Annotated in this window: 18 protein-coding genes; 12 read left to right on the top strand and 6 right to left on the bottom strand. The window is 61.1% G+C overall.

Annotated elements, in window-relative coordinates; translation table 11 throughout:
• Positions 1 to 232: 232 nt before the first annotated feature.
• Positions 233 to 1,141 (top strand): LysR family transcriptional regulator, encoded by a 909-nt coding sequence (locus MOV61_RS22000; protein WP_247138088.1) that lies wholly within the window; start codon positions 233 to 235, stop codon positions 1,139 to 1,141.
• A 5-nt stretch (positions 1,142 to 1,146) separates the two neighbouring features.
• On the opposite strand, the gene MOV61_RS21995 is transcribed toward MOV61_RS22000, so the two are convergent.
• Positions 1,147 to 1,410, bottom strand: a complete 264-nt coding sequence (locus tag MOV61_RS21995) for a DUF2188 domain-containing protein (RefSeq protein WP_038544166.1) — start codon at positions 1,408 to 1,410, stop codon at positions 1,147 to 1,149.
• Positions 1,411 to 1,642: 232 nt separating this feature from the next.
• On the opposite strand from MOV61_RS21995, the gene MOV61_RS21990 reads away from it, so the two are divergent.
• From MOV61_RS21990 to MOV61_RS21975, 4 genes are all read left to right on the top strand, one after another.
• Positions 1,643 to 2,749 (top strand): calcium:proton antiporter, encoded by a 1,107-nt coding sequence (locus MOV61_RS21990; RefSeq protein ID WP_247138087.1) that lies wholly within the window; start codon positions 1,643 to 1,645, stop codon positions 2,747 to 2,749.
• A gap of 169 nt (positions 2,750 to 2,918) precedes the next feature.
• Positions 2,919 to 4,037 carry a 5-methyltetrahydropteroyltriglutamate--homocysteine S-methyltransferase gene (locus MOV61_RS21985; protein WP_247138086.1) on the top strand — a complete coding sequence of 373 codons (1,119 nt, stop codon included), beginning with the start codon at positions 2,919 to 2,921 and terminating at the stop codon, positions 4,035 to 4,037.
• A gap of 105 nt (positions 4,038 to 4,142) precedes the next feature.
• Positions 4,143 to 4,577: a DUF3597 domain-containing protein gene (locus tag MOV61_RS21980; RefSeq protein WP_038544173.1), complete on the top strand. Its 435-nt coding sequence runs from the start codon at positions 4,143 to 4,145 to the stop codon at positions 4,575 to 4,577.
• 205 nt (positions 4,578 to 4,782) lie between these two features.
• The gene (locus MOV61_RS21975) at positions 4,783 to 6,009 is read left to right on the top strand and encodes a PQQ-dependent sugar dehydrogenase (RefSeq protein WP_247138085.1); all 1,227 of its coding nucleotides are present in this window, start codon (positions 4,783 to 4,785) and stop codon (positions 6,007 to 6,009) included.
• 21 nt (positions 6,010 to 6,030) lie between these two features.
• Here MOV61_RS21975 and MOV61_RS21970 read toward each other — a convergent pair whose 3' ends face one another.
• The 3 genes from MOV61_RS21970 to MOV61_RS21960 all read right to left on the bottom strand — a co-directional run bounded on the left by MOV61_RS21970 (position 6,031) and on the right by MOV61_RS21960 (position 7,993).
• Positions 6,031 to 6,423, bottom strand: a complete 393-nt coding sequence (locus MOV61_RS21970) for a type II toxin-antitoxin system VapC family toxin (RefSeq protein WP_247138084.1) — start codon at positions 6,421 to 6,423, stop codon at positions 6,031 to 6,033.
• A complete protein-coding gene (locus tag MOV61_RS21965; protein WP_247138083.1) occupies positions 6,420 to 6,692 on the bottom strand; it encodes a type II toxin-antitoxin system Phd/YefM family antitoxin in 273 nt (90 codons plus the stop codon). Before MOV61_RS21965 ends, MOV61_RS21970 begins: the two co-directional genes overlap by 4 nt.
• A 98-nt stretch (positions 6,693 to 6,790) precedes the next feature.
• Positions 6,791 to 7,993, bottom strand: a complete 1,203-nt coding sequence (locus MOV61_RS21960) for a pyridoxal phosphate-dependent aminotransferase (RefSeq protein WP_247138082.1) — start codon at positions 7,991 to 7,993, stop codon at positions 6,791 to 6,793.
• A gap of 217 nt (positions 7,994 to 8,210) precedes the next feature.
• On the opposite strand from MOV61_RS21960, the gene MOV61_RS21955 reads away from it, so the two are divergent.
• The 3 genes from MOV61_RS21955 to MOV61_RS21945 all read left to right on the top strand — a co-directional run bounded on the left by MOV61_RS21955 (position 8,211) and on the right by MOV61_RS21945 (position 9,904).
• Positions 8,211 to 9,161: an EAL domain-containing protein gene (locus MOV61_RS21955; protein ID WP_247138081.1), complete on the top strand. Its 951-nt coding sequence runs from the start codon at positions 8,211 to 8,213 to the stop codon at positions 9,159 to 9,161.
• A gap of 94 nt (positions 9,162 to 9,255) precedes the next feature.
• Positions 9,256 to 9,450, top strand: coding sequence for a hypothetical protein (locus tag MOV61_RS21950; protein WP_247138080.1), 195 nt, complete (start codon positions 9,256 to 9,258; stop codon positions 9,448 to 9,450).
• Positions 9,451 to 9,688: 238 nt separating this feature from the next.
• Complete coding sequence (locus MOV61_RS21945) at positions 9,689 to 9,904, top strand: cold-shock protein (RefSeq protein ID WP_003494703.1); 216 nt, start codon at positions 9,689 to 9,691, stop codon at positions 9,902 to 9,904.
• Between the two features lie 56 nt (positions 9,905 to 9,960).
• On the opposite strand, the gene MOV61_RS21940 is transcribed toward MOV61_RS21945, so the two are convergent.
• Both MOV61_RS21940 and MOV61_RS21935 read right to left on the bottom strand, forming a co-directional pair.
• Positions 9,961 to 10,638 (bottom strand): MBL fold metallo-hydrolase, encoded by a 678-nt coding sequence (locus MOV61_RS21940; RefSeq protein ID WP_247138079.1) that lies wholly within the window; start codon positions 10,636 to 10,638, stop codon positions 9,961 to 9,963.
• A gap of 71 nt (positions 10,639 to 10,709) precedes the next feature.
• Positions 10,710 to 10,916, bottom strand: coding sequence for a hypothetical protein (locus MOV61_RS21935; RefSeq protein WP_247138078.1), 207 nt, complete (start codon positions 10,914 to 10,916; stop codon positions 10,710 to 10,712).
• Positions 10,917 to 11,085: 169 nt separating this feature from the next.
• On the opposite strand from MOV61_RS21935, the gene MOV61_RS21930 reads away from it, so the two are divergent.
• From MOV61_RS21930 to MOV61_RS21915, 4 genes are all read left to right on the top strand, one after another.
• Entirely contained in the window at positions 11,086 to 11,718 is a 633-nt protein-coding gene (locus MOV61_RS21930) for a DUF1236 domain-containing protein (protein ID WP_247138077.1), read from the top strand.
• Positions 11,719 to 11,973: 255 nt separating this feature from the next.
• Complete coding sequence (locus MOV61_RS21925) at positions 11,974 to 12,441, top strand: MarR family winged helix-turn-helix transcriptional regulator (protein ID WP_157885245.1); 468 nt, start codon at positions 11,974 to 11,976, stop codon at positions 12,439 to 12,441.
• A 14-nt stretch (positions 12,442 to 12,455) separates the two neighbouring features.
• Positions 12,456 to 13,154, top strand: coding sequence for a response regulator (locus MOV61_RS21920; RefSeq protein ID WP_247036380.1), 699 nt, complete (start codon positions 12,456 to 12,458; stop codon positions 13,152 to 13,154).
• Between the two features lie 31 nt (positions 13,155 to 13,185).
• Positions 13,186 to 14,511 (top strand): ATP-binding protein (locus tag MOV61_RS21915; protein WP_247138076.1); only part of this gene is annotated, 1,326 nt, incomplete at its 3' end.

Raw genomic sequence — 14,511 nt, 5'->3', positions numbered from 1 at the left:
CCTTGCGGTTGAGGGAGCGGAAGGTCCAGCCACGCGCGGAAAGGACGCGCGCCATATGGCAGCCGATCCCGCCGGTGGCACCGAGAACCAGTGCGATAGGCTTTACGGGGTTTGAGTTCGATAGTTCCGACATGGCGGCAATCCTTCCAGCTGCATGCGTTTCGTTGGCTGGACTATCGCGCCATTCGCCCCTATACGGAATTGGCAGAATTTCTTTAGCATCCATACAAAAATGAATGACATCAGCTGGGACTTTTACCGCACCTTCCTCGCCGTCCTGCGGCTCGGCTCGCTGTCTGCCGCCGCGCGCGAACTCGGCCTGACCCAGCCGACTGTCGGTCGCCATATCGATGCGCTGGAAGAGGCGGTGGGCTACCAACTCTTCACCCGTTCGCAGCGGGGCCTGCTGCCAACCGAACCGGCGCTGGCGATGAAACCCTATGCGGAAAACCTCGCCATCACGGCCGCTGCCATGCAGCGGCTGGCCTCGGGCGAGATCGGAACCGTCAGGGGAACGGTGAGGATCAGCGCCAGCGAAGTGATCGGCGTTGAGGTTCTCCCGCCAATCCTGGCGGCTCTCCAGGACGAATATCCCGGGCTGGAGCTGGAACTGTCATTGTCGGACGAGCTGGAAGACCTTTTAAGGCGCGAGTCGGATATTGCCGTGCGTATGACCAGCCCGGCCCAGGACGCGCTCGTCACCCGCCATATCGGCGAAATCCCTCTCGGGCTTTTTGCTCATCGCCGTTATCTGGACCGACATGGCGTTCCGCAAAGCCCTGAAGACCTGGCCACCCACCGGCTGGTCGGCTTCGATCGCCCCACCGCCTTCGTTCGCGCCGCTGCGGACCGTATCCGCATGACCTCCCCGGCCTTTCCCGATATAGAAAATATCCGCTGGAGCTACCGGGCGGACAACAATCTCGCGCAACTGGCGGCGATCCGCGGCGGTGTCGGCATCGGCATCTGTCAGGTCGGCATCGCCCGGCGTGACCCGGATCTGATCCGGGTGCTGCCCGACGTCTTCGAACTGCCGCTCGATACCTGGGTCGCCATGCACGAAAACCTGAAATCGTCCCTCCCCTGTCGCGTCACCTTCGACGCGCTGACCAAAGGCTTGCTGGACTATGTCCGCGGCTGACGTTTTCAGTGGGTGGTCGGCGCCTCGTCGCCATCCATGACCTCGGCCTCGGGCCGGTCGCCACCCTCGCTGTATTCGGTGTGCCAGATGCCCTTTTCGTCCTGCCAGCTGATTTCTTCCGGCTCTCCGCCGACCTGCTGTTCGGCCGCTACGATGCGGGCCGCCTGCAAAGCGTCTGAATGGCTAGGAAAGGTTTCCGAATAGACGTCGCCTTGCCGATAGGCCCAGCCGCCATCATGCGGCACGACTTTATAGGTAACCTTGGTCATACTCCCTCCTGTCTTTCATGGCTGCCTTGATCCATTCGGATCCTTGTCCTGTCGCGGCATCGGCGTGAAAAATTGAAAAGGTGCCACGAAGTTCCAAGCCACATCGCAAATCACGTCATAAATTATGGCATCAAAGACCGCCGACCGCAAATCTTCGAGGCGAAAGCGGAACCGTGCTTGATGCCGCAGGTTGCCGCATTAGATTGTCATCGGCCAAGGTCAGGAGCGGAACGTGGGTTTGTTGTCCCTGCTGAAGCAGGAAAGGTTTCTCATCGTCGCGCTTACCTCGGGCTTCGTCGCCTATTCCGTCGAGCATTCCGTGCTCGAGGCCGGCAAGACGGCGTCGTTGATCACCGCAGCCGTCCTGATCGGCATCATCATCCTCGCCTCCACCCGTGTCGCCCACCATGCCGAAATACTCGCCCACAAGGTCGGCGATCCCTATGGCACGATGATCCTGACGCTGTCGGCGGTAGCGGTCGAGGTGCTGATCCTCGCCATCATGATGGGAAACACCAGTTCCCCTACCCTGGTGCGCGACACGATCTATGCGGCCGTCATGCTGGACATCAACGGCATCCTTGGCCTCGCCGCCCTGCTCGGCGGCCTGCGCCATGGCGAGCAGCCCTATAACGACGATTCCAGCCGCACCTACAGCGTGATGATCCTGACGGCCATGGGCATTTCCATGATCGTCCCGGAATTCATCCCCGGCGACCGCTGGCACTATTATTCCGCCTTCACGATCTGCGCGATGATCGCGCTCTATGCGGTCTTCCTGAAGATGCAGGTCGGGCCGCACAGCTATTTCTTCAGCTACACCTATCCGCGCGCTGCGAAGCCGGCAACCAGCACCCGGACGCCGCGGGCGGAAACCGAGCACGAATCCGCGGCGATCTCCATCGGCGTCATTCTTGTCGGCGTCCTGATCATCGGCTTCCTTGCCGAATTCATGTCCACGCTCATGAATGCCGGGCTGGAGGGCAGCGGCGCGCCGCTGACATTGATGGCTGTCGTGGTTGCGGCGATTTCCGCAGCGCCCGAAATTCTGACCGCCCTGCGCGCGGCACTGCGCAACCGCATGCAGTCCGTCGTCAACATCGCCATGGGCGCGTCGCTGTCGACCGTCATCCTCACCGTGCCTGTCATGGAGAGCATCGCGCTCTACAGCGGCCAGCCGTTCGTCATGGCGATGACGCCGGTCCAGACCGTCATGGTCACCGTCACCCTGATCGCCGCCGCGATCAACCTCAACGACGGGCAGACGAACGCCATCGAGGGCATGACCCACTTCGTTCTCTTTGCGACATTCGTGATGCTGACGGCACTGGGCCTCTGAGCGAAAAAGATTCCGCGTCAAAGGCTTGCGCGCGGGAACGGAATCGGGTCGTGAAGAGGTTGAATCAATGTCTGAAATATGGTCGTGTCCGCCGCGGCGAAGGCCGGCTTCACAGCCGGTTGTCCAGCAATGGGCACGATCACCATGTTGCGCATGAAGGAGATTTCAAATGTCTACACCTCCCTACAGAGCCGACCACGTCGGTTCGCTGCTGCGTCCCGCGTCCGTCAAGGACGCCCGCAAGAAGTTCTACGAAGACAAGAGCATTTCAGCGGACGAGTTGAAGGCCGTCGAAGATGAAGGCATCCGGGAACTCGTCAAGCTGCAGGAAAGCGTCGGCCTGAAGGTCGTGACCGACGGCGAAGCCCGTCGCCACTTCTGGCACTACGACTTCCTCGGCCTGCTCGACGGCATGGAATTCGTCACCCGCGAAGCCCACAAGGGCGTCACCTTCCACGGCGTCAAACTGCCGCCGACCTTCCCGACCATCAACGGCAAGCTCGACTTCCCGGACGATCACCCGCATCTGGAACACTTCAAGTTCCTCGCCGCCAACACCAAGATGACGCCGAAAATCTCCATCCCCGGCCCGAGCGTCGCCCATTACCGCACCGCTCGTGCTGACGTCACCTATCCGGAATACCAGGATCAGGAAGCGCTGTTCGCAGCTCTCGCCCGCACCTATGCCAAGGCTGTGCAGAAGTTCTACGACGCCGGCTGCCGTTATCTGCAGATGGACGACATCTACTTCGCCTATCTCGGCGACGAGAAGCAGCGCGCCATGAAGCGTGAGGAAGGCTACGATCCGGACTGGCTGATCGAGAAATACGCATTGACCATGCATGAGGCGATCAAGGATCGCCCGAAGGACATGCTGATCGGCATGCATATGTGCCGCGGCAACTTCCGCTCCACCTGGGCTGCCGAAGGCGGCTATGATGCGGCGGCCGACGCGATCTTCAACAAGACCGGCGTCGACATGTTCTTCATGGAATACGACACCGAGCGCGCCGGCGGCCTACAGCCGCTGAGCCTGCTCCAGAAGGGTTCGAAGCAGCGCGTCTATCCGGGCTTCATCACCACCAAGACCGGTGAACTGGAAACGCTCGACTCGCTGCGCCGCCACTTCGACGAAGCCTCCAAGTTCGTCGACATCGACCAGCTCGGCATTGCGCCGCAATGCGGTTTCGCCTCGACCGAAGAAGGCAATTCGATCACCGAGGACGACCAGAAGCGCAAGCTGGAACTCGTCGTTCAGACCGCCGAAGCCATCTGGGGCACGGCCTGATCCACTCCTCCGGCCGCAGGTATCGATTTAACTGCGGCCGGCTCTTGAGAATTCGCGTCACCGCCCGACGTTCTCCTGACAAATAAACTCAGGGAGACTTTTAAAATGGGTATATTCGACAAGATCAAGAACGCGATTTGGGGCGGTCATGCCGAAGCGGCGCAGTCCGCCACGCCCGCCGAACCTCTGAAACCCGCCGCTCCGGTTTCCGCATCCGCTGCACCGATGGCCAATCCGACGCCGATCCCATCGGCAGCGCCCGCAGCCCCCTCCTCGTCGGCTCCGGTCGACATCACGCCCATACTCGACGCCGCCGTCAAGAAGAGTGGTCAGAAGCTCGATTGGCGCAAGTCGATCGTCGACCTGATGAAGGCCCTCGATCTGGACTCCAGCCTCACCGCCCGCAAGGAACTGGCCGCCGAGCTGCACTATACCGGCGACACCAACGACTCCGCGACAATGAACGTCTGGCTCCACAAGGCGCTGATGAAAAAACTCGCCGAAAACGGTGGCAAGGTCCCGGCTGAACTCGCCGACTGATCCTCGACCTCCCCCGAACGCATCGAGCCCGCTTTCACCGGCGGGCTTTTGTTCACGGCACGTCAATAAAATAATCTTGAACGAACTGTGTTCGGCGCTTGCCGATGAACGCCCTAGATGAAGGCCATTGCCGATGCTCCTTCGCCGCGTGCGGGGTGTCATTGCAGGCCTCGGCGGTAATCCGCCCATTGAAAGGGAGTCTATAATGAAACGCCTCAGTCTTCTCCTGACCGGTTCGGCCCTCTCGCTTGCCTTGGTCGCCGGCCCCGTTTTTGCTCAAAACGCCGGCCAGCCCGCGGAAACCAAAGCGCCAAACGCTCGCGACCAGAAACCCGCCTTCGCCAACCAGACGCGTGCTCCGCAGCCGGCCCGGATGCCGAAGATCACCCAGGAAGTGATCGCCGACGGCCTGCCGCATCTCTGGGCGATGGAATTCCTGCCCGACGGCCGCATGCTGGTAACCGCCAAGCAGGGTGCCATGCACATCATCTCGGAGGAAGGCGAAGCGGGACCGAAGATCGAAGGTGTGCCGAAAGTGCTTTCCGGCGGCCAGGGCGGTCTGCTCGACGTGGCGCTTGCCCCGGACTTTCCGACCTCCGGCACGATCTTCTTCTCCTTCTCCGAACAGCGCGACGACGGCAACGGCACGTCGGTCGCCTCGGCCAAGCTCGTTCCTGACGATCGCGGCGGCGGCAGGCTGGAAAATCTCAGAGTCATCTTCCGCCAGATGCCGAGCTACGACGGCAACAAGCATTTCGGCTCACGCCTCGTCTTCGGGCCCAAGAACGAGCTCTACGTGACGGTCGGCGAGCGTTCCGATCCGCAACCGCGCGTACAGGCCCAGGATATCGCGAGCGGCCTCGGCAAGATCTTTCGCATCGACATGAACGGCAAGGCGCTGCCCGACAATCCGTTCGTCGACCGCCAGGGCGCCCGGCCGGAAATCTGGTCGCTCGGGCACCGCAACCTGCAGTCCGCCACCCTCGACGGGCAGGGCTGTCTCTGGACAGTAGAACACGGTCCACGCGGCGGCGACGAACTGAACCGCCCGGAAGCCGGCAAGAATTACGGCTGGCCGGAAGTCACCTACGGTATCGACTATAGCGGCAGGCCAATCGGCAAGGGCATCACCGCCATGAAGGAGACGGAACAGCCAGTCTATTTCTGGGACCCGGTGATCGCTCCGTCCGGCATGGCCTATTATGACGGCGACGCCATCCCGGAATGGAAAAATTCCTTCCTGATCGGCGGCCTCGTCGCCCAGGGCATCGTGGTCGTCCACATGGACGGCGACAAGGTGGCCTATGAGGAACGCGTACCGCTCGGCGCCCGCATCCGCGACGTCAAGGTCGGCCCCGACGGCGCCGTTTATGCGGTGACCGAACAGCGCGGCGGCGGGGAATCGACGATCGTGAAGCTGACCAAGAGCTGATGAGCATCGGGCGCCGCTCGCCTAGAATTTGAATGCGAGGTGATGTCCGACGAGCGCCCGGTCGATCGTCACCAGTTGCAACCCCTCGACCTGGCATTGCGCTAAAAGCAGCCGGTCGAAGGGATCACGCGTTTCCGGCTCCGGTTCGGCGGCAGTGATGACATGGGGAATATCGATGCGCAGTATAGTGAAGCCTGCACCCTCCAGAACGATCTGCATGTCTTCCAGCGGTACGCCCGGATCAAGCTTTCCGAGACGGGACTTGATGGCAATCTCCCAGAGGCTGGCGACACTCACGAAACCGGAAAAATCTGCGGCGCTGACCAGCTTGCTTATATTGGGGAAGCGTTGACGCGTGTCGCCCCGCAAAACAGCGAGAATTATATGCGTGTCGAGAAGACACCGCTTCGTCAAGGCAATGGCCTTAACAGGAAATCTTCCGGCAGCGGATCGTCGAAATCATCGGCAATATAGGGAACGGGATGGGTAATACCCCGGGCACGAAGATGGGCCTGTATTGCATCAAGATCAATCCCGCCTTTCTTCTCCGGCGACCCTTGATGCGGCACGATATCGAACACCGGCTTGCCGTCCCGTGTCACCGTCACGGTCTCGCCCTGCTCCACATCCTGGGCAAGTTCGTCGAGACGGTCCTGAGCTTCGCGAAGAGAAACGGTTTTCATAACCGAAATGTATGTCCGGTCGCCCCCGTGGTCAACGGACGCCTGAAAGCAACGAAGCCCGCCGTCGCCGGCGGGCTTCGTGCAGAAATCGCCAGAGCTTACTTGCAGTTTGCGCAGAAGCGCTGGATCCGCTTGCAGGCTTCTTCGAGCTGTTCTTCCGAAGCCGCATAGGAAATGCGGAAATTGGGGCCGAGGCCGAAGGCCGAACCGTGGACGACGGCCACGCCTTCGGTTTCCAGAAGCTCGGTGACGAAATCTTCGTCGGTCTCCATGACCTTGCCCGACGGCGAAGTCTTGCCGATCAGACCGGCGCAGGACGGGTAGACGTAGAAGGCGCCTTCCGGAGACGGGCAGACGATGCCCTTCGCCTGGTTCAGCATCGATACCACCAGGTCGCGGCGGCCTTCGAAGATCTTCTTGTTCTGCGGGATGAAATCCTGCGGACCGTTGAGCGCCTCGACGGAAGCCCACTGGGCGATCGTGCAGGCGCCTGATGTCTGCTGGCCTTGGATCATATCCATCGCCTTGATCAGTTCGAGCGGGCCGGCCGCATAACCGATACGCCAGCCGGTCATCGCATAGGCCTTGGAAACGCCGTTCATCGTCAGCGTGCGGTTGTAGAGCTTCGGCTCCACTTCCGCCGGCGAGACGAACTTGAAGTCGCCGTAAGTCAGGTGCTCGTACATGTCGTCGGTCAGCACCCAGACATGCTCATGCTTGAGGAGCACATCGGTCAACGCCTTGAGCTCGTCATGGCTATAGGCCGCGCCCGACGGGTTGGACGGCGAATTGAACAGGAACCACTTGGTCTTCGGCGTGATCGCCTTTTCAAGATCGGCGGCTGTCACCTTGAAGTTGTTTTCCTGGCTCGCCTTGATGATCACCGAGGTACCACCGCAGATGGCAACCATCTCCGGATAGGAAACCCAGTAGGGTGCGGTGATGATGACTTCATCGCCAGGGTTCAAGGTCGCCATGAAGGCGTTGAAAAGAATCTGCTTTCCGCCAGTGCCGACGATCGTCTGGGCCGGCGTGTAGTCGAGATTGTTTTCGCGCTTGAACTTCTTGGCGATCGCCTCGCGAAGCTGCGGAATGCCGGAGACCGGCGGATATTTGGTCTCGCCGCGATTGATCGCGTCGATGGCGGCTTTCTTGATGTTTTCCGGCGTATCGAAATCCGGCTCGCCGGCACCAAGCCCGATTACGTCGCGGCCCTTTGCTTTGAGGTCGCGGGCTTTCTGGGAAACGGCGATGGTGGCAGAGGGCTTTACGCGGGAAAGTGCGTCGGCAAGAAAGGCCATAATCTTCGTCCTGAAGAGCTGTTGGAACAAGGCGGCATCGCGCGCCGAAAACCGCCCGTACGCTCTATGTCTAAACTATGACGCCGTTTCAAGCATAAAGCTTGAATGAGAACCATGAAAGAAGCTGATTAAAACCTTCGAAACCTTGTTTACAGCCGCGTAACCCTTGGCTGCTACAACCAGAAGGGATGGATAACGGAAATCGACGGGCACGGGCATGACGCCGAGAAGCATCTTCGCCAATCTGGTTCGCAGCGACAACGGGTCGTTTTCCACCGTCTACGGCCCTTTCCTGCTGCAATCCGCGCTGCAGCCGATCCTTCGCTCCAGTCCGGAAACCGGCCTTGAAATCGAAGCTTTCGAGGGTCTGCTGCGCGCCTCCCGCGACAACGAACCGGTGTCGCCGGCCGAGTTCTTTCCGCTCGTGTCCCCGGTCGACATGGCCGATGTCGACAGCATCCTGCGCACCATTCACATCTTGAACACCGGCCGGCTGAACCGGTCCCGCGCCGGGATCTTCGTCAAGTTCCATCCCGGCCTCTTCCGCACGTCCCAGGAAATGCGCCAGGAAGTCGATCGCATCAAGGTCGCCAGCCACGAGGCTGGCCTGGCGCCCGATCGGATCGTCTGCGAAATCTCCGAAAGATCCGGCGCGTCGGACGACATTGTCGTCGCCTTCACCGAGCACATGCAGGCGGTCGGCTTTCGCATCGCCATCGACGACTACGGCGCCCGCGATTCCGATCTCGACCGTCTGAAGCGCATCAAGCCGGACTACGTGAAATTCGAGGCCGCCTGGGTGCGCGACTTCCTCGACAATTCCGCCGGTTACGCGTTGCTGCGCGTCATCGTCCGGCAGATGCTCGACGATGGTATCGACCCCATCTTCGAAGGGCTCGAAGAGCTCTGGCAGGTGGATCTGTGCGAGGAACTGGGCGTGCCACTGATGCAGGGTTATGCCCTTGCCCGGCCCGAACTGGCACCGACGACATTCAACGAGAACTTTCCGGAAAGTTTTGCCGACTTCGCGCCGCCCCAGGCAGGCGGCAACGACATCACACTCGGCATCGGCCGGGCCGCAGTCGTTGCCCCTCCTCCGGTTCTCCCAAAGCCGGTATTCGCAAGATCTGCCCGTGCCTTCGGCCGCCGGCAATCAAACGGCGAATGATGCGGCAAACGGCAATTTTCACGCCCTGGACGGCTGCCGCCGTGGCGGCGATCATCGATACCTAAGCAGCCTTCGCGCCGCCTGAAACCTTTGAATGGCGATTTTTTCTTTTCGCGCCCTTAGCGCCAAAATGGCACAGAACAGGGTTAAGGAAGCATTGCCGGCGATGGATTTGCGTCCCCGGGGTGCAAAGAAACGCGCAAAGCCCGCATTTTCAGGGGTTCTGGCGATCTGCAATTTCTCATTGTGGCAACAGTTCAAAAAACTTTTTCTTGCCAATTTTCGATAAACACAGCACTCTGTGCAAGTTCGGGCAATTTACGAGCATGGGAAGACCTATAATGACGCGCTCCGAAGGCGCTAAGACTTCGGGCGGTAGGCCGGGGGCGGAGATTTCAAAGCAATTCCTTCCGGTCATCGCGGTAAAGACAGGGACCCTTTCTTAAAGCTGCCTGCCGCCGCCCTTCGGGGCTACACTGTGATGCTGTCCGCCGCTGAACACGGACAGAGAGAAAAGGACCTGCTGCATGGCCGAGACTGGCACTGTAAAATTCTTCAATACCGACAAAGGCTTCGGCTTTATCAAGCCTGACAATGGTGGCGCCGATATCTTTGTTCATATCTCTGCCGTACAGGCTTCCGGCCTGTCCGGATTGTCGGAAAACCAGAAAGTAAGCTTCGACACGGAACCGGATCGTCGCGGCAAAGGCCCCAAGGCCGTCAATCTGCAGATCGCCGGCTAAGCCTTCCGAGGCTTGCCATTTCGAGTTGAAGCCCGGCAGAAGATGCCGGGTTTTTTTTAAACCGACGTGTGTTGCGGCTTCGGTCCACCGAGGCCGCGCAGGAATGGATTGGTGCGCCGTTCGTCGCCGATCCTGCTGCCCGGCCCGTGGCCGCAGATGAACCCGACCTCGTCGCCGAGCGGCAGAACCTTGTCGCGGATCGAGGCGAGCAGCGTATCGTGGTCTCCGCCCGGCAGATCCGTGCGCCCGATCGAGCCGTTGAACAGCACGTCGCCGAGATGTGCGAAACCCTGGGCTCTGTTGTAGTAGATCACGTGCCCGGGCGCATGTCCGGGGCAATGGAAAATCTCGAACACATGCTCGCCGAACGAAACCTTGTCTCCTTCGTTCAGCCAGCGGTCCGGCACGACGTTGCGCACCGCCATCTTCACCCCGAATTTTTCCGCCTGCGTCTCCAGGCGCTGCAGCAACGGCAGGTCCGCCTCGTGGGGACCGATCACCTGGATACCCAGCGCCTCGCGCAATTCGTCCGCGCCGCCCGCATGGTCGATATGCCCGTGAGTCAACCAGATTTCCGTGAGGGTGACGCCGTTTTCCTTGATGACCTGAAGGATGGTCGGTACATCGCCGCCCGGATCGACGACCACGCCTTGCTTAGTCTCGTCGTCGAAGAGGATCGTGCAGTTCTGCTGGAATGGCGTAACCGGAATGATTCCGGCCTGTAACTTGCCCATGGTGCCTCGGCCTAAACGATGATGCTCGCCGGGGGTATACCGATAAACGCCAGGCATTTCAGCCTAAAAGATCAATTCGAGGCAAGGGTCGTGTAATGGGCGTCAGCGGAAACCGGCGGCGCGAGCGATACGGTGGCGATCAGGAAAGCCGCAACCAAGATCTTCAGCACGAAAACAGTCATCAGCAAGCTCTTGAGCGGATGGGAGGGGCTCGATGTTTCCATCCGGATCGGGGGCAGCGCGGCAAAGGTCTGGGCGGTCATCGTCTGGGTCGTCATGAGGTCTCTCCGGTGTTCATGGCGGGATCAATGGACTGGCGGCATAAAGGTTCCGTGCCTCTTTATAGCTGTGGCACCCCCGCCACAGCTTGCAGAATCCACCCGCATTCGGCGGAACCACCGGGACACGCGGGGTGTTACCCTGCCAGTCAATATGAGGAGAAAATCCATGACGACTTGGTTGAAATGCCCGGAATTGAAGTGGCTTGGCCTCGGCGCCGTCCTTTCGGCGCTCGCCCTGCCCGCCCAGGCGCAGATGACCACCACGACCGCCTCGGACATCATCGTCCGCTCCGGTCCCGGCCAGAACTATCCCGAAATCGGGATGGCCACCCGCGGCAGCCCGGCGATGATGGACGGTTGCCTCAAGGGCAGCAAATGGTGCCGCATCGACGTCAACGGCATGCGCGGCTGGGTCTACGCGGAATACCTGACAATCCGCCACAACGGCTCGGCGGTCGCGGTTGAGGAATATCGCACCCAGTACGAAGTGCCGTCCGTCACCTATGAGACGACCGCAAGCGTCGCTCCGCCGGCCCCCGTCCCCGGTCCGGGCGATATCCTGCTCGGCCCGGTCGGCGCCGTCGAGCCTGTCGACCCGCCGGAAACCGTGATCAGCTATATAGAAGAGCACCCGGCCGAGCCGGTCTATGTCCGCAACGAAGTGGCAATCGGCGCGACGTTGCCGCCCGGCGTCGTGGTCCGGCAGGTACCCGACTACGACTACGATTATGTCGTGGTCAACGACCGACCGGTTCTTGTCGATCCCGGCACCCGCCGCATCGTCCACATCTACGAGTGAGCTTTATCGCAAGGGGCGCTGTCTGGCAGCGCCCTTGTCCCATGGCCCGCGGCCACTCGCCTTCCCCAACAAATGCTGTTGATTGTTCAGCCTGTTCGCGCTTTATGACATGCGTCAGGTTACACTGTGAAATCAGCAAATAAGAGCTTCGGCTCCACGGGCATCTGAGCGTGGGGCACAAGAGCCATAAAGGGAAAGGAAACGCGAGTGTCGCGCGCATCGACGGGAAAAGCCGTCAAGAAGGTCCTGCCGACAATGCCGGCAGTCGACGAAGCCCAGATCGACTTCGAGACCATCGAACTGCTTTTCTTCGCCTACCGTGATTTCGTGTCCGATCCGGATGCGATCCTCGCCAAGATCGGCATGGGCCGCGCCCACCACCGCGTCGTCTATTTCGTATCCCGCCAACCGGGCATGATGGTCACCGACCTTCTCGATACGCTGCAGATCACCAAGCAGAGCCTCGCGCGCGTCCTCAAGCAATTGATCGAATCGGGTTATATTCGCCAGATGGCCGGCGCCAAGGATCGCCGCCAGCGCAGGCTCTACCCGACCCTTGCAGGCCGTGAACTGGCGCTCGCCCTTTCCGAGCCGCAATCGCGCCGTATCGCTCGCGCCATGGAGGAACTGACCCCGGACACGCGGGCCTCGGTCAAGGAATTCCTGCGCCGCATGCGCGGCCGCGACGAAAGCCTCGAGCCTGTCGACAGCGATATGGATTAAGTGGGACCTTTGAGATGACGAAACTGCAGCCTTCCGACGATGCGCCTCATCTTCTCGTGGTCGACGACGACACGCGTATCCGCGATCTCCTGAACCGCTACCTGATGGAACAGGGATTTCGCATCACCGTCGCCGGCGATGCAGCCGAGGCCCGCCGCAAGCTCGAAGGCCTGCATTTCGACCTGATCATCCTCGACGTGATGATGCCCGGCGAATCCGGCATTTCGCTCACCCAATCGCTCTACCAGAAGAAGACGGTGCCGGTGATCCTGCTGACGGCCCGCGCCGAATCGGAATCCCGCATCGCCGGTCTCGAAGCGGGCGCCGACGATTATCTGTCGAAACCCTTCGATCCGCGCGAACTGGTCCTGCGCATCAACAATATCCTGCGCCGCAGCACTTCGCCCGATACGCCGAAGATCGAGCAGATCATGTTCGGCCCCTTCACCTTCTCGATCCCGCGCAAGGAATTGCGCAGGGCCGCCGAAACCATCCGGCTGACCGATCGCGAACAGGAGATCATGCTTCTTTTCGCGCTGCGCGCCGGCGATACCATTCCCCGCCACGAGCTGATCGGCGATGACGCGGAGGTCGGCGAGCGCACGATCGACGTGCAGATCAATCGTTTGCGGCGTAAGATCGAAGAGGATCCGGCCAACCCCGTCTATCTCCAGACGGTGCGCGGCATCGGATACCGGCTGAGTATCGATTAGCCGAAGAGACCCGGCACAGGCTGAAGGCAGGATGGCATTTTTTGACTCTCTGAAGCGCGACATGGACCGGCTCACTTTGCCGGGCTGGCGGCCGATGACCCGCTGGCTGCGCCGCCGCCTGCCGACCGGGCTCTACACCCGCTCGCTTTTGATCGTCATCCTGCCGATGCTGCTCCTGCAGGGCGTCGTCGCCTCCGTCTTCATGGAACGGCACTGGCGCATGGTCACCGAACGCCTGTCGGAAAGCACCGTCCGCGATATCGCCGGCATTATCGAGGTGATCCAGGCCTATCCCCAGGATAGCAACTACGATGCCATCAGCCGCATCGCCAGCGACGCGCTGAACCTCACCATCGCGGTCGAGGAAAACGGCCAGCTACCGCCGCCCCGCTCCCGCCCCTTCTTCGCCATCCTCGACGACATCCTCGCCGAGCAGATCACCCGCCAGATACAGATGCCCTTCTGGATCGATACGGTGGGCGACAGCCGACTCGTCGAGATCCGCATCAAGTTCGACACCAGGGTGTTGCGCGTTTTCGTCCGCCGCGGCTCCACCTATGCCTCGAACACCCACATCTTCCTCGTCTGGATGATCGGCGCCGCCTTCGTTCTGGTCATCATCTCTATCCTTTTCCTGCGCGGCCAGATCCGGCCGATCCTGACGCTTGCGAGCGCTGCCGAGAGCTTCGGCAAGGGGCAGAGGACCGACGGCTTCTCCCCGCGCGGCGCTGAAGAAATCCGCCGCGCCGGGCTTGCCTTCATCCAGATGCGCGAACGCATCGAGCGGCAGATGGAACAGCGCACCGCCATGCTCGCCGGCATCAGCCACGACTTGAGGACCATCCTCACCCGCTTCAAGCTGCAGCTGGCGCTCGCCGGCAACAAGCCGGAACTGGCCGGCATGGGCCAGGACGTCGACGATATGCAGTCGATGCTGGAAGGTTATCTCGCCTTCGCCAAGGGCGAAGCTGAAGAGGACTTCGGCGAGTTGCGCCTGAGCGAGCTGCTGCAAAAGCTGTGCCTGGAATTTACCCTGCATGGCAAGACCATGACCTACGAGATCGACGGCGAGGACGAGATCGCCGTGCGCCCCAACGCCTTCACCCGGCTGGTCGCCAACCTCGTGTCCAACAGCGAGCGTTACGCCAAATCGCTGCATGTGGACGCGCGGCACAGCGCCAAGTGGCTGACGCTGACACTCGACGACGACGGCCCCGGTATTCCGGCAGGGTCGCGCGAGGACGTCTTCAAGCCGTTCTACCGCCTCGACGAAGCCCGCAACCTCAACGCGTCCGGCACCGGCCTCGGCCTGGCGATCGCTCGCGACATTGCCCGCGCCCATGGCGGCAACGTCACC

Origin of the sequence: Neorhizobium sp. BETTINA12A (genome assembly GCF_023006485.1) — a bacterium.
GTDB lineage: Bacteria > Pseudomonadota > Alphaproteobacteria > Rhizobiales > Rhizobiaceae > Neorhizobium.
This window is presented reverse-complemented; position numbering and strand designations above follow the sequence as displayed.